The sequence below is a fragment of the Streptomyces sp. NPDC004721 genome (genome assembly GCF_053601495.1).
The window spans coordinates 62,432-76,952 of sequence record NZ_JBSGBZ010000039.1 but is presented as its reverse complement, the minus strand read 5'-3'; the positions used below and the strand labels follow the sequence as shown (position 1 = coordinate 76,952).

Genomic DNA, 14,521 nt, shown 5'->3' with positions numbered 1-14,521 from the left:
CGCCTCCAGCGGGTTGGCCGCGGCCCGGTCGTGGAGCTCCTCGAACTCGGGGTGACGGAACTCCGCGTTGTCGTCCAGCGACACCTTCCCGTCGAGGGCGATGACGTCACCGGAGGCGACCTTCGCGAGCGGGTTGACCTCGACCAGGAGGGCGTCCTCCTTGACGAAGACCTCCCAGAGGCTGACCAGGACGTCGGCGACCTTGTCGGCGACTTCGGCCGGGAACTTGGCCGCGGCGACGATCTCCTCGGCCTTCGCCCGGTCCACGCCGTCGATGGCGTCGATCGCGATCTGGGCGACGGCGTCGGGGCGGGTGGCCGCGACCTCCTCGATCTCCATGCCGCCCTCGACGGAGGCGATGGAGAGGAAGGTGCGGTTGGCGCGGTCGAGGAGGAAGGAGACGTAGTACTCCTCGAGGATCTCCGGAGCGGTCTCGGCAAGCATGACCTTGTGGACCGTGTGGCCCTTGATGTCCATGCCGAGGATGTCCGTCGCGCGGGCGACGGCCTCGTCCGGGGTGGCGGCCAGCTTGACGCCACCGGCCTTGCCGCGGCCACCGACCTTCACCTGGGCCTTGACGACCGACTTGCCGCCCAGCCGCTCGGTGATCTCGCGCGCCGCCTCAGGCGTGTCGATGACTTCACCGGCCAGCACCGGTACACCGTGCTTGGCGAAGAGGTCCCTCGCCTGGTACTCGAACAGGTCCACGCGCTTCCGTCCCTATCAGTGATCTCGCGGTTCGTTGGATGCGTGGGCGTGCCGCGAAGGGCAACGTGACGTCCGCTCTGGGTCACAGGGAAGGCGCACACGGTGTCCGAGCGCGCGGCATGTCCGTCTCGCAGGTTATCCCCGCTTACGGGAGTGCCCTAAATCGAGGGTCACACCTGAGCGGTGATACCTGTCACATGATGCCGCGCTCTCTGGCACGGCGTGCCGCTGGAGCGGGGGCCTCACCGGGCTGGGGTTGACCGGGTGAGGCCCCCTCGTGCAGCCCCGAAGGGGCTCAGGCGGTTGGTCCCCACCCCAATGGGGACCAACCGCCCTTTTCCGCGAGGTCCCGGGTGGCACGGCCGGACGGACCGACGGCTTTCAGCCGTCCGGGTCCACCGGGCCCGCGGAGTCGGGTGGGCTCTCCGTGGCGACGGAGTGGTGGACCTGTCCGGTCAGCCGGGGAAGACGGGGACGACCTGGTGCCGGTCCGGGGTGCCGAGTGCGGCGGCCCGGGCGGCGGCGCCGGGCACCAGCCGCGACGGGGCCCGCTCGGGCACCGTGACGGCGTGCGCGTCACCGTGCCGCGAGGTGCCGGAGTCGGCTGTCGCGTGATCGCCGAGCACGCCGTCCGCACCACCATCGGGGCCCTGGTGCGCGGGGATCGGGACGAGGGGGGCGACGAGACCGGTACGGGGCGCGCGGTGGGACTGGACGTGCACGGCGGCGCCGCCGGTCCCGGAGGTCGCGCCGGCGTATCGCGGGCCGTAGGCGGCGGAGGAGGACGCGGTGCCGCCTTGCGCCGTACGGGCCTTGGGGGTGCTGGTGTGCCCACCGGACGTGGACAGGCCCGCGCCGCCCGGCCGCTGCTGCGGCTGGGCCTGCGGAGCCGAGGCAGCGGACCCCGGCTGCGGCTGCAACGGCAACGGCGTCGGAAGGCCGGGCACGACAGGCACCGCCGGCACCTCGGGCCACACCTCGACCGCCCCGCCCGCCTCAGCGCCGACCACATCCCCAACCGGCTTCACGACCGGCCGCACGACGGACTCGACGACCACCGTCACAACAGGCTCGACGACCGGCTTCACGACGGACTGGACGACCGGCCTCACGACGGGCCGGACTACGGACTCGACGACCGGCTCGACTACCGGCCTCACGACGGGTCGGACTACGGACTCGACGACCGGCTCGACTACCGGCCTCACGACGCGCTCGGCGACGGGCCGGACAACCGGTTCGGCAACCGGCTTCACGACACGCTCGACGACCGGCTGCGCAACGGATTCGCCGACCGGCCTCATGACGCGCTCAACAACCGGCTGGGCAAGGGACTCGCCGACCGGCCGCACGACCGGCTCGGCGACAGGCTCTACGACCGACCGAACGCTCAGCTTCACGACGGGCTCGACGACCGACTCGGCGACCGGCCGCACGACGGGCGCGGTCACGGGCTGGGCGACCGGCTCGACCACGGACTCGCCGACCGGCCGCACAACAGGCTCGACAACCGGCCGCACGACGGGCGCGGCGACGGGCCGGGCGGCCGGATCGACCACGAACTCGGCAACGGGCCGCACAACACGCTCGACGACCGGCTCGGCAGCCATCCGAACGCCCGGCTTCTCGACGGGCTCGGTGATCGGACCGACGACAGGCTTCGCGCCCCGGGCGGTCACGGCCGCGAGGCCACCGGACGAGGGCGAGGACGAGGGCGCGGGCGAGGGCGCAGACTCGGGCCCCGGAACCGAGGCGGTCACCGTCTCGGACAAGGGTGCCGTCGGTCCGCGCTCCGCCGCCCGCGCCTGCTGCCCGTACAGGAACCCGAGGGCGAACAACGCCCCCACCAGCAGCCCCAGTTGCAGAACACGCCGCCCGGCCGCCGTACGCGTCGCGCGTAGAGCGGCACCGGGCAGGGCTGCTGGCCAGGTCAAGAGAGGGCGGTTCCTCGCGTACGGCGACAAGGGTGTCGGAGCGTCGATCCTCGCACGGGGTTCCCAAGGGTGCGCAAGCCCTCTCCCACCGCTGGACGGGCAAGGTCACACGGCGTCGGGTATCGGAAGCGGCCGCTTCTCGATCGCCGCCGCCATCACCTCCGGGAACAGGTCGGGCGTACAGGCGAACGCCGGTGCCCCGAGCGCCGCGAGAGCCGCCGCGTGCTCGCGGTCGTAGGCGGGCGCGCCCTCGTCGGAGAGCGCGAGCAGCGTCACGAACTGCACTCCGGACGCCTTCATCGCGGCGACCCGCTTCAGCATCTCGTCGCGTATGCCTCCCTCGTACAGGTCGCTGATCAGCACGACCACCGTCTCCGCGGACCGGGTGATCCGCGACTGGCAGTACGCCAGCGCCCGGTTGATGTCCGTGCCGCCGCCGAGCTGGGTGCCGAAGAGCACGTCCACCGGGTCGTCGAGCTGGTCGGTGAGGTCGACGACCGCCGTGTCGAAGACGACCAGCCGCGTGCTGACGGACCGCATGGACGTCAGCACCGCCCCGAACACGGAGGCGTACACGACGGACGCCGCCATCGACCCCGACTGGTCGACGCAGAGGACGACCTCCTTCTTCACGGACTGCGACGCCCGGCCGTAGCCGATCAGCCGCTCGGGCACGACCGTCCGGTACTCCGGCAGGTAGTTCTTGAGGTTGGCCGCGATGGTGCGGTTCCAGTCGATGTCGTGGTGGCGTGGCCGGCTGACGCGCGCGCTGCGGTCGAGGGCGCCGGTGAGCGTGGCCCGGGTGCGGGTGGCCAGCCGCTTCTCCAGGTCCTCGACGACCTTGCGCACCACGGCCCGGGCCGTCTCCTTCGTCGTCTCCGGCATCGCCTTGTTGAGCGAGAGCAGGGTGCCGACGAGGTGGACGTCCGCCTCCACCGCCTCCAGCATCTCCGGCTCCAGCAGCAGCGTGGCCAGCCCGAGCCGGTCGATGGCGTCCCGCTGCATGACCTGCACGACGGAGGAGGGGAAGTACGTCCGTATGTCCCCGAGCCACCGCGCCACCGAGGGCGCCGAGCCTCCCAGCCCCGCCGAACGGTCGCGTCCCGTCCGTCCCGTCGGCGGCTTGTCCCCCTTTCCGTAGAGCGCGGCGAGCGCCGCGTCCATCGCCGTGTCCCGTCCCGACAGCGCGCATCCGGTGCCGTCGGCCGGGCCGCCGCCGAGCACGAGCCGCCAGCGCCGCAGCCGCTCCTGGACCGCGTCCGTCACGTCGTACCCCTCTCCCACGGTCATCCCGCCACCTCCGCAAGCTCGTTGCCCGGCTTCTCCCCGCCGGGACCGGGGCCGTCCAGCCCCAACAGCAGCCGCAGCACGGGCAGTACGGCGTCCGCGCGCTCCTGGTCGAGTTCCTCGGCGAACCCGGGCACACCGCCCATCGAGCCCCCGGCCCCACCGCCGCCCTGCCCCGGACCGCGCCCGACCAGCTCGCCGAGCGTTCTGCGCACCCCCGGCTCGTACGCCGAGAACGTGCGCCGCAGCAGCGGCAGTACGTCCGTGAACGCCTGCGCCGGCACGCCGGTCAGCCAGGCGTCGACCAGCCCGAGCAGCCGCTCGTCGTGCACGAGCAGCATCCCGCCCCCACCGCCGACGAAGCCCTCGATCCACGCGGCCGCGTCGGCCGGCGGCGTGCCCGGCGACAGCGCGAGGCTCATGAGCCGCGCCGCCTGCTCCTGCTCGACCTCCCCGTCGTCCAGCAGCAGCCGCACCGCGCGTCCCCGCAGCACCCCGGGGACCGTGTCCCGTCCGGAAAGGGTCCGGAGCACGGTGTGCCAGCGGGCGCGCAGATCGCCGTGCTCGGCCTGGGGGGTGTCGCCGAGCAGGGCGATCGCGCCGTGCACCGCGTCCACATGCCGCCGCATCTCCTCGGCCGCGTCCGCGTCCAGTGCGACGCAGGCCGGGGGCAGCCCGACGAAGATCCGCTCTGCCAGGCCGGCCGCCACCCCGGCCAGCGCCCCGGTGTCCGTGCCGCGCACGTCCCCGTAGCGCAGGGAGCGGACCAGGGCCGGCAGCGCCTGGGCAAGGTGCCCGACATCCGCGTCGAGCGCCGCCCGGTCGGCGAGCACGCGCAGGACCACGGGCAGCGCGTCAGGCAGTTCGGCGAGCAGGCAGTGCTCCGCGAGCGCGGTGACCTCGGCGAGGGCCCGCGCGGCCACGGCGTCCGACTCCGCCCTGGCGGTCGCGGCGGCGAGCACGGTCGTCCCCCACACCCCGGCCTCGGCGACGCGCACCGACAGCTCGGGCTCCCAGCACAGCCGCCAGGTCTCCCGGAACGTACCGGTGCTGCCCCGCGAGGCCGTGGGCTCGCCCCAGCCCACGCCCAGCAGCCGCAGCCTGTGCAGCAGCCTGCTGCGCCCGGCATCGGTCTCCTTGCGCAGGTCGAGCTCCAGCTCCCGCTCCAACGCCTCCGGTCTGAGCCGCAACCGCCGCTGCAGCCGGGCCAGGTCGCGCTGCAACGGCACCGCGGGCGCCGCCTCCGGCACCGCGCCCAGCACGTCCCCGACCACCAACCGGTCGTGCACCAGTGCCAGCGGCACGTCGGAGCCGTCGCACATCACCGCGCGCACCGCGTCCGTCGTCTCGCTCAGCCCCGGCAGCGGGCGGCCGCGCATCGCGGCGAGCGTCCCCGCCAGCCGCACCGCCTCGATGACGTGCGCGGAGGAGACGATGCGGTCCTCCTCTCGCAGCAGTCCCGCCACCTTGGTCAGCCACCGCTCGACGGGCCGGTCCGGCACGTCGAACAGGTGGGCGTACCAGCCGGGCGAGTCGATGCCCGCGCCGTAGCCGGAGGCCCGGGACAGCCGGCGATGGGTCCACGGCACCCAGGTCATGTCCGCCTTGACCTTGGGCAGTCCCTTGAGCAGGGCCCGGTCGGCGGCGACGGTCGCCTTCCGCCGCAGCGCGGGCACGTGCCAGGCCCCGCACACCACGGCGACGCCTTCCCCGAACTCGCGCTGCGCGGCACGCACTTGGAGGCGCATATGGGCCTCGCGCACAAGATCCCGGTGGTCCTCCCCGCTGCCGTACGCCTCTCGCAGCGCGCTCATGGCCTCCTCCAGCACCAGGAACGGGGCGAACGCGTCGCCCTCGCCGGCGCCCCGGTGCTCGACCACGTCCTCCCACCAGCGCTCGGGGTCGTCGTACCCGGCGGCCTCGGCGAGCGCGGCGAGCGGGTCGACGCGCACCGCTGTCTCGGGCGGACACGCCCCCGCCGGGGGCTCCGCGGTCCCCTCCACCGCGGAGCCCTCCGCGTCGGCGCCGGCGTCCGCAGGCGTGCCGGCGTCTTCCCTGCCCCACGCGAGCGTGTGCGTGGCCGGCAGGTCGATGAAGCGGGCCGGGACGTCGTGCTCCAGGGCCCAGCAGACGGCGACCCACTCGGGCGAGAAACCGGCCAGCGGCCAGAACGCCGAGCGGCCGGGCTCGCCCACGGCGTGGGCGAGGAGCGCGACGGGCGGCCGCATGTCCCGGTCGGCGGCGAGCGGGATCAGCGCGTCCGCCTCCGGCGGGCCCTCGATCAGCAGCGCCCGCGGTCGCGCCGCTTCCAGCGCGGCCCGCACCGCGCGGGCGGATCCGGGCCCGTGGTGCCGGACCCCGAGCAGCAGCGGCCCCGCGCCGGGCCGCCGGCTCCCGGACTCTTCAGTTCCCCTCACGCCGTCCCCTCCTCGTCCTCCCTCGTCCTCGTCCCGCGGTCCAGCTGGGCTCGTCGTCGGCGCGGGCCCGCGCCGAGCCGGCCGGCAGGGGTCCGCCGTCGGTCGGCCGTCCGGTGCCGCTCACGCGCTCACCTCCCGGCAGGCCCGGTAGAAGTCCTTCCAGCCGTCGCGCTCGCGGACGACGGTCTCCAGGTACTCCTGCCAGACGACGCGGTCTGCCGCCGGGTCGCGGACGACGGCGCCGAGGATGCCGGCGGCCACGTCACCGGCCCGCAGCACGCCGTCGCCGAAGTGGGCCGCCAGCGCGAGGCCGCCGGTGACCACCGAGATCGCCTCGGCGGTGGACAGGGTGCCGCTGGGCGACTTCAGCTTCGTACGGCCGTCCGCGGTGACTCCGTCGCGCAGCTCGCGGAAGACGGTCACGACACGGCGGATCTCGTCGGCCCCGTCCGGGACGCTCGGCAGGTCGAGAGAGCGGCCGATCTGGTCGACGCGGCGCGCCACGATGTCGAGCTCGGCCTCGGGGCTCTCCGGCAGCGGCAGCACCACCGTGTTGAACCGGCGGCGCAGGGCGCTGGACAGGTCATTGACCCCGCGGTCGCGGTCGTTGGCGGTGGCGATCAGGTTGAAACCGCGGACCGCCTGCACCTCCTCGCCCAGTTCCGGTATCGGCAGGGTCTTCTCGGACAGGATGGTGATCAGCGTGTCCTGCACGTCGGCCGGGATGCGGGTCAGCTCCTCGACCCGGGCGGTCATGCCCAGCGCCATGGCCCTCATGACCGGGCTGGGCACGAGGGCGTCGCGGCTCGGGCCGTGCGCCAGCAGCCGCGCGTAGTTCCAGCCATAGCGGATCGCCTCCTCCGGGGTGCCGGCCGTGCCCTGCACCAGGAGCGTCGAGTCGCCGCTGACCGCGGCGGCCAGGTGCTCGGACACCCAGGTCTTCGCCGTGCCCGGCACGCCGAGCAGGAGCAGTGCGCGGTCGGTGGCGAGGGTGGTGACCGCGACCTCGACGATGCGGCGGGGGCCCACGTACTTCGGTGTGATCACCGTGCCGTCCGGCAGCGTGCCGCCGAGGAGGTAGGTCGCGACGGCCCACGGCGACAGCTTCCAGCGGGCCGGGCGCGGACGGTCGTCGTGCGCGGCGAGCGCCGCCAGCTCGGCCGCGAAGGCGTGCTCGGCGTGCGGGCGCAGTGTCTGCGCCTCCGGCGTGTTCGCGGGCGCGGAGTGGTTCTGGCGCGGTTCGACGGGTGTCGGTTCGACGGACACAGACATGGCTGAGGCCCCCTCCAGCTCGGCCGGTTCGGATCTGTGACCAACCATGAACCACAGCACTGACAATGCGTTCTGACCTGTGCAATCGCGCTTGCCCGGTCGATTGTCAGTGGCAGGTCCTACCTTCGATGGCATGACTCAGCAGGGGGTGCGCTGGAGCGCGGACCAGGTGCTGGCACTGGCGCCTGACGCCGCGTCGCGCAAAGCGGGAAGCAAACTCGGCGCGGCCGGGCCGTGGTCCGAGGCGGGGTGTTCCGACGAGGGGGCGGTGTGGGGACTGTGCAAGGGCAGCGGCAGCAGGCCGTATCAGACGGTCGTCGACGTCGCGGGCGGTGCCGGGCCTGCGTACAAGTGCAGTTGTCCGAGCCGCAAGTTCCCGTGCAAGCACGCGCTCGGCCTGCTGCTGCTGTGGGCGAGCGACGACGGCGCGGTGCCGTCCGGGCCGGCGCCCGACTGGGCCGAGCAGTGGATGGCGGCCCGCAGGGAGCGGACGGTGCGGAAGCGGTCGGAGGGGGCCGCGGGTCCGGCCTCCGGTGCCGCTGATCCGCAGGCGGCGCTGCGCAGGGCGGAGCGCCGGGCCGAGCGGATCACCGCGGGGGTGACGGAGCTGGAGCAGCGCCTGGCCGACCTGCTGCGCGGCGGTCTGGCCCCGGCCGAGCAGGAGGGGTACGCGCTGTGGGAGGAGACGGCGGCCCGCATGGTCGACGCGCAGGCTCCCGGACTGGCGGGACGGGTGCGGGAGCTGGGGGCCGTGCCGTCGTCGGGGCCGGGCTGGCCGGCGCGGCTGCTGGAGGAGTGCGCGCTGCTGCATCTGCTGGGCCAGGGCTGGATGGGCCGCGAGCGGCTGCCGGAAGGGGTGTCGGCGACGGTCCGATCCCGGGTGGGCCTGCCCGTCTCCGCGGACGGGCCTCCGGTGCGGGATCGCTGGCTCGTCCTCGCCCAGTACGACACCGCGGACGCGAAGCTGACCACACGCAGGACATGGCTGCACGGCGCGGACTCGGGCCGTACGGCTCTCCTGCTCTCCTACGGCGCGGCGGGCCGCGCCCCGGAGCTCGCGCTGCCGGTGGGCCTGGCCCTGGAGGCGGAGCTGTCCTCCTATCCGGGCGCGGGGCAGCTGCGCGCGGCCCTGGGCGAGCGGTTCGCGCCCCCGGCGCCCGTCCGGATCCGCCCGCGCGGGGTGGCGACGGCGCAGGCGGCCGCCCGCTACGGCGCGGCGCTGCGGGACGACCCGTGGCTGGAGTCGGTTCCGGTGACGCTGCGGGAGGTCGTACCGATCCCGGACGGGGAGTCCTGGCAGCTGGCCGACGCCGCCTCCGACTCCGCGCTGCCCGTCACTCGAGCGGCCCGTACGCGTCCGGGCCTGTGGCGGCTGGTCGCCCTGTCGGGCGGCGCGCCGGTCACGGTCTTCGGCGAGTGCGGCCACCGGGGCTTCACCCCGTTGACCGCATGGCCGCGGGACGAGGGAGAAATGGTGACACTGTGTTGATACATAATCGACCATCCGTGATATCACCCCTGGCAGCGGGCTCGGGATGTCCGGCAAAGGAGTGACGTCACCGCGACACGCGGGGCACTGTCGGCACAGCGGGAACCTCTCACCCAAAAGGCGCAAAATGTCAGAGAGTATCCCATCTGAATAGGTTTTCTCTTCTGCCCCACGCATTTGTTCCACCCCAGGGGAAACCCGGTCCATGTGACCCTTCAACCACTCCGGGCAGCCGGCTACGGAAAGGAAGCTCATGATCAGGACCTCCACCCCGCCGGAGGCGCCCGCCACGGGCGCCTGGGAGGAGTTGGTCACCACCGCCCTGCTCGGCACGGACCGGCGCATGCCCCCGGGCGGCGCACCCGGACGGACCGCGCCAGTGGCGCTGCTCGACGCTGCGGCCGTGCAGACCGTACGGCGGCGTGCGGGACTGCGCCCCGCGTCCGCGGCCCGGCGCCCGGAGCCCGCACCGGAGGATCCGCGTCCGCCACTGCCCGCGGCCGCGGCCCGCAGGCTCGCCGCGCTGCTGGCCGACCGGCCCGGTGCGGCGGGCGGCCGCCGGGGCACGGCGCCGGACCTGATGGAGCTGCTGCCCCAGTGGCTCGCGGCGGCGAACGCACACGGGTACGCCCCGCCACCGGAGGCGCTGCCCGCCCTGCTGGACGCCGCGCGGGGCCGTACGGACCTGCGTCCGGCCGCACTGGCCTTCGGAGGCCCGCGCGCGCTGTGGCTGGCGGGGCTGAACCCGGACTGGCGGTTCGCCCTGCGGGCGGCTCCGGGCGCCGGCGCCGCCCGGAGCGGCTCCGAGGACGCCGACCGCGTCCGCAAGCTGTGGGAGGAGGGCCTGTTCGCGGAGCGGGTCGCGCTGCTCGCGTCGATACGTGCCCGCACGCCCGCGGCCGCACGCGAACTGCTCGCCGACTCCTGGGCCACCGAGCGGGCCGAGGACCGGCTGATGTTCCTCGACTCCCTGCGGACGGGTCTCGGCCCGGACGACGAGGCCTTTCTGGAGCAGGCCCTGTCCGACCGCAGCCGCAATGTACGGTCCACGGCCGCGGAGTTGCTCTCGGCGCTGCCCGGATCGGCGCTGGCCGCGCGGATGGCGGCCCGGGCCCGCTCCTGCGTGGCCGTCGACCACACGCGCGTGACACCCACGCTCGTCGTCGAGGCGCCGCACGAGTGCGACTCGGCCATGGAGCGCGACGGGATCGTCCCCAAGGCTCCGGCGGGACGGGGCGAACGATCTTGGTGGCTGGGCCAGTTGGTGGAGGCGGCACCGCTCGGGACCTGGCCCGGACGGCTGGGCGCGCGCACGCCGCGGGAGATCGTGGCCCTGCAGGTCGCGGACGGATGGCAGGGCGAACTGCACGCCGCCTGGTGCCGGGCGGCGGTGCGGCAGCGGGACGCACAGTGGGCGCGGGCGCTGCTCGGGCCGCCCGCGGCCCCCGAAGCCGGCGGCCCCGGCGCGGTGTCCCTGGCCGAGCGCGCCAAGTTGCTCGGCACCCTGGACGCCGCCGAACGGGCCGACTGGGTGGCCGGATTCATCGCGGCACACGGACTGCCCGAGGCGTTTCAGCTGCTCGGGGTGTGCGCGGTGCCGTGGGCGGCACCGCTCGGGCGGGCGGTGGTCGACGCGCTCAACATCGCGCGGGACGCAGGGAGTTACCCATGGAGTTTCAGTGGAGTGATGGGGCTTGCCGAGCGGTGCCTGGATCCCGCGGAGGCGAGTCGGCTCGACGGACTGCTGGCGGTTCCGGACGAGGCGGAGGACGCGTCGCCGGGAGCCGGAGGGTACTGGGCGGAGGCTTTCCAGCGGCTGGTCACGACCTTGCGGCTGCGCTCCGCCATGGCCGGGGAGCTGGAGGCGGCGCGGGCCGGCTGAGTCCCGCCCCGGGTGAAGGCGGGTCTCCCTGGGGGCCGTGCCCCCAGGACGGGCCGCTCGCACCCGGCCGGCGCCGGGAGAACCTGCGGGAGCCGCCGGCGCCCCTACGCCTCGGCGGGCTGGCGGACGTTCGCCCTGACCCAGTCGACGATCGACTGGGTGGTCGCGCCCGGGGTGAAGATCTCCGCGACACCCTTCTCCTTGAGCGGGGGGATGTCCGCCTCCGGGATGATGCCGCCACCGAAGACGACGATGTCCTCCGCGTCGCGCTCCCTGAGCAGTTCGATCACCGCGGCGAACAGCGTGTTGTGCGCGCCAGAGAGGATGGACAGGCCGATCGCGTCGGCGTCCTCCTGGATCGCCGTGTCCACGATCTGCTCCGGGGTCTGATGGAGCCCGGTGTAGATGACCTCCATACCGGCGTCGCGCAGGGCCCGCGCGATCACCTTGGCGCCCCGATCGTGGCCGTCGAGCCCCGGCTTGGCCACCACCACGCGGATCGGACCGGCTGCCACACCCATCACTGCCTCCATGAAGCGACTACATCCATCCGTACCGACAAGTACCTCACATGTGGCACGGACGCCCCGCACCACACCGTCCGGGGAAGTGAACGAACGTTATCGCCAGCATCCCGCAACCGGCAGTTTCACGGTGCAGAGGGAGGGGGAAATCACATGGTGGGACACTCCCCCGAGTTCTCCGGGCAGGGGGGACCCGCAGGCCGCGCATCTTTCCCCGTCCGCGCGGCCCTCGCGTCGCACGCCTTTGCCGCGGCGCGCGGACCACTGCGGGAGCAAGCACGACGGGAACCGCAACGAGGTCGTCGCACCACCGCGCCGCAGACCGCGCGCCGCGGTGGTGCGCCGTATCCGCGAGGGCACGAAGGGCACCCGGGGCCGGTGGGGCACGGCAGCGCGAAGCCTGCCCGGCCGACCGCCCCCGCCGCGACTGCCCACGAGGGCACAGGGGGGACAGGGCCGTCCTCCCACGTGCCGACAGGAGGTCGGCCATGAAGGTCACCAGGGTCGCGGACCCCATCCTCCCGCTCTGCCGGTGCCTGCTGCCGTGCAGACTCGCCGGGCTCTCACTGGCCCTGCTGAAGGCGACCGCTCTGGAACTCGCGATCCTCGCGGGACATCTCCTGCTCTACCCCTCGGGCATCGTCCAGGAGCGCCGCGGCGCCTCCCGCGCGATCCCGGCGCCCGAGGGCACCGCCCAGCTGCCGACCGAGGCCAAGCCACCGGTCGTGCTGCTGCACGGGTTCATCGACAACCGCTCGGTATTCGTCCTGCTGCGCCGCAGCCTCGCCCAGCACGGCAGGCAGCGCGTGGAGTCCCTGAACTACTCACCGCTGACCTGCGACATCCGCACCGCGGCCGAACTGCTCGGCCGGCACATAGAGGAGATCTGCGAGCGCACCGGCAGCAGGCAGATCGACGTCGTCGGGCACAGCCTCGGCGGACTGATCGCCCGCTACTACGTGCAGCGGCTCGGCGGCGACCTGCGGGTCCGCACCCTCGTCACCCTCGGTACCCCGCACTCCGGCACCCGAGTCGCGCCGCTGGCCAACGCCCATCCGATCGTGCGGCAGATGCGCCCCGGTTCCGAGCTGATCGAGGAGCTGTCGCGCCCCGCGCCGGGCTGCCGTACGCACTTCGTCAGCTTCTGGAGCGACCTCGACCACCTGATGGACCCGCTGGAGTCGGCCTGCATCGAGCACCCCGACCTGAAGGTGGAGAACATCCAGGTCAGCGGAATCGGACATCTCGCCCTGCCGCTCCACCCCGCCGTGGCGACCGGGATACGGCAGGTCCTCGACACCGCGCGCCCCGGGGACCCGACCGCCGACCGCGCCGGCGGAGTGACCGTCGCCTGACGGCCAACCTCTCGGGATCGAACGCAACTCGAACACAAAGTTAAAGCCGTCTCCACACCCCGGCGAAACACGGCTGAATGCCCGTTTCCCGCCTCGGGGAAACCTGCGGAAGATTGTCGCGCCCTCATACCGCCGGGTACAGTCACCGCACTGCTCTGCCAGCCCCTGTTGTCGAGGCGAAAGAGAAGTTGGTGAACGACCGTCACCCGTCGGGGACCATGGCCGCCCCGGCTCCGGCCTCCGATACCGCCTCGACGCCCTACGCGTCGTACGACGGACAGGAAGCCGCATACGGCGACTTCACCACGTACAGCGACTACAACGCCACCGGTTACCACACCGGCACGTACGCCACGGCGGACTACACCGCCGACCCTCTCTACGACGGTCTCACGACCGGCGAGACGCACACCACGGGTTCGTACGACACCACCGCCTGGTCCACGAACGGCCACCAGAGCCAGAACTACGACCCGTACGCGGCCCAGCACCACACCGCCTATGACACCGGCGCGTACGACACCACCACCTGGGCGACCGGCTACCAGCAGCAACTGGCCTCCGTTCCACCGCAGTCCACGCCGGTCGACACCAGCGGCCAGTGGGACGCGCACACCTGGCTCCAGCCGGACCAGACGGCCGCCGCCGACGCCACCCAGCAGTGGGACTGGGGCACGCAGGCCTTCGACACCGGCGCGTACGACGCCACGCAGTGGAACAGCGACGGCGGCACCACGGTCGGCGAGAACTTCGAGGGGCCCGAACCGCACGAGCCGCAGGGGGACTCGGCGGAAGAGGAACCGGCCGCCGCGGTTGAGCCGGACCCGGCCCCGCCGCTGCTCGACGACGAGGAAGAAGTCACCCCCGCTCCGGCCCCCGCCTCGCGAGCGGCCTCCCGCGCAGCGGGCCGCTCCCGACGCCGCCCCCCGGCCAGGCGCTCCGCACTGCTCACGGTGGCGGTGCCCTCGGTCTGCGTGATGGGGGTCGCCGGGATCGCCGCCGCCTCCGTGGGCGGTCTGACCGAGGACGGCACGGACAGCGCGGCGGTCACGCCCGACGCGCACCCCGTCAAGGCGTCCACCGCCAACAACAAGCTGGACACCCAACTGCAGGGCCTGTCCGCGGGGGCGAACGACTTCGCCGACCGGGCCAGCCGCTACCAGGAGCGCATCGACCTCAAGGCGCAGCAGGAGGCCGAGAAGAAGAAGGCGGCGGAGGAGGCGGCCCGCAAAGAGCGGCTGCGCCCCAAGTTCGCAGTCCCGGTCTTCGAGAGGGGTCTCAGTGCCTACTTCGGACAGGCCGGCGTGAACTGGATGTCGGTGCACACCGGCATCGACTTCCCCGTCTCGTACGGGACGACGGTGCTGGCCGCGACCGACGGCACGGTCCGCACGCAGTGGAACAGCGCCTACGGCAACATGATGATCGTGACCGCGATGGACGGCACGGAGACGTGGTACTGCCACCTCTCCAGCTACCGGGTCCCCTCCGGTGCGACGGTGAAGGCCGGAGAGCCGATCGCCTACTCCGGGAACTCCGGCAACTCCACCGGCCCGCACCTGCACTTCGAGGTCAGGCCCGCGGGCGGGGCGCCCATCGACCCGCTGTCGTGGCTGCGCAGCCACGGCCTCGACCCGACGTAACCCCCTCCCG

Annotated in this window: 11 protein-coding genes; 5 read left to right on the top strand and 6 right to left on the bottom strand. The window is 73.5% G+C overall.

The genetic code is table 11. From position 1 onward, the window contains the following. Together ACWEK3_RS29465 and ACWEK3_RS29460 are read right to left on the bottom strand one after the other, a co-directional pair. The coding region (locus tag ACWEK3_RS29465) for an ATP-grasp domain-containing protein (protein WP_361418779.1) at positions 1-708 on the bottom strand (708 nt) is incomplete at its 3' end. A gap of 455 nt (positions 709-1,163) precedes the next feature. After that, positions 1,164-1,430, bottom strand: a complete 267-nt coding sequence (locus tag ACWEK3_RS29460) for a hypothetical protein (protein WP_453250988.1) — start codon at positions 1,428-1,430, stop codon at positions 1,164-1,166. 105 nt (positions 1,431-1,535) lie between these two features. On the opposite strand from ACWEK3_RS29460, the gene ACWEK3_RS29455 reads away from it, so the two are divergent. Beyond that, a complete protein-coding gene (locus tag ACWEK3_RS29455) occupies positions 1,536-2,609 on the top strand; it encodes a hypothetical protein (RefSeq protein WP_453250987.1) in 1,074 nt (357 codons plus the stop codon). A gap of 138 nt (positions 2,610-2,747) precedes the next feature. Here the strand turns inward: ACWEK3_RS29455 and ACWEK3_RS29450 are convergent, their stop codons facing one another. From ACWEK3_RS29450 to ACWEK3_RS29440, 3 genes are all read right to left on the bottom strand, one after another. Continuing rightward, positions 2,748-3,932 (bottom strand): VWA domain-containing protein, encoded by a 1,185-nt coding sequence (locus tag ACWEK3_RS29450; RefSeq protein ID WP_453250986.1) that lies wholly within the window; start codon positions 3,930-3,932, stop codon positions 2,748-2,750. Then, a complete protein-coding gene (locus ACWEK3_RS29445; protein ID WP_450540926.1) occupies positions 3,929-6,346 on the bottom strand; it encodes a DUF5682 family protein in 2,418 nt (805 codons plus the stop codon). Before ACWEK3_RS29445 ends, ACWEK3_RS29450 begins: the two co-directional genes overlap by 4 nt. Before the next feature lie 120 nt (positions 6,347-6,466). Beyond that, complete coding sequence (locus ACWEK3_RS29440; protein ID WP_450540924.1) at positions 6,467-7,618, bottom strand: ATP-binding protein; 1,152 nt, start codon at positions 7,616-7,618, stop codon at positions 6,467-6,469. A gap of 133 nt (positions 7,619-7,751) precedes the next feature. Here ACWEK3_RS29440 and ACWEK3_RS29435 point away from each other — a divergent pair, with 133 nt between their 5' ends. Both ACWEK3_RS29435 and ACWEK3_RS29430 read left to right on the top strand, forming a co-directional pair. Next, positions 7,752-9,107 carry an SWIM zinc finger family protein gene (locus ACWEK3_RS29435; protein WP_453250985.1) on the top strand — a complete coding sequence of 452 codons (1,356 nt, stop codon included), beginning with the start codon at positions 7,752-7,754 and terminating at the stop codon, positions 9,105-9,107. Between the two features lie 253 nt (positions 9,108-9,360). Continuing rightward, positions 9,361-10,989, top strand: coding sequence for a DUF5691 domain-containing protein (locus tag ACWEK3_RS29430; RefSeq protein ID WP_453250984.1), 1,629 nt, complete (start codon positions 9,361-9,363; stop codon positions 10,987-10,989). A 104-nt stretch (positions 10,990-11,093) separates the two neighbouring features. Here ACWEK3_RS29430 and ACWEK3_RS29425 read toward each other — a convergent pair whose 3' ends face one another. Beyond that, complete coding sequence (locus ACWEK3_RS29425; RefSeq protein WP_141359236.1) at positions 11,094-11,510, bottom strand: cobalamin B12-binding domain-containing protein; 417 nt, start codon at positions 11,508-11,510, stop codon at positions 11,094-11,096. Between the two features lie 491 nt (positions 11,511-12,001). On the opposite strand from ACWEK3_RS29425, the gene ACWEK3_RS29420 reads away from it, so the two are divergent. Further along, entirely contained in the window at positions 12,002-12,868 is an 867-nt protein-coding gene (locus tag ACWEK3_RS29420) for an esterase/lipase family protein (RefSeq protein WP_376405405.1), read from the top strand. A gap of 191 nt (positions 12,869-13,059) precedes the next feature. After that, the gene (locus ACWEK3_RS29415) at positions 13,060-14,511 is read left to right on the top strand and encodes a M23 family metallopeptidase (protein ID WP_453250983.1); all 1,452 of its coding nucleotides are present in this window, start codon (positions 13,060-13,062) and stop codon (positions 14,509-14,511) included. The last annotated feature ends 10 nt before the right edge of the window (positions 14,512-14,521 follow it).

Coding starts and splice junctions, on each gene's coding strand:
- ACWEK3_RS29420 (WP_376405405.1), top strand. CDS start 12,002: ATGAAGGTCACCAGGGTCGCGGACCCCATCCTCCCGCTCTGCCGGTGC.
- ACWEK3_RS29435 (WP_453250985.1), top strand. CDS start 7,752: ATGACTCAGCAGGGGGTGCGCTGGAGCGCGGACCAGGTGCTGGCACTG.
- ACWEK3_RS29430 (WP_453250984.1), top strand. CDS start 9,361: ATGATCAGGACCTCCACCCCGCCGGAGGCGCCCGCCACGGGCGCCTGG.
- ACWEK3_RS29450 (WP_453250986.1), bottom strand. CDS start 3,932: ATGACCGTGGGAGAGGGGTACGACGTGACGGACGCGGTCCAGGAGCGG.
- ACWEK3_RS29425 (WP_141359236.1), bottom strand. CDS start 11,510: ATGGGTGTGGCAGCCGGTCCGATCCGCGTGGTGGTGGCCAAGCCGGGG.
- ACWEK3_RS29440 (WP_450540924.1), bottom strand. CDS start 7,618: ATGTCTGTGTCCGTCGAACCGACACCCGTCGAACCGCGCCAGAACCAC.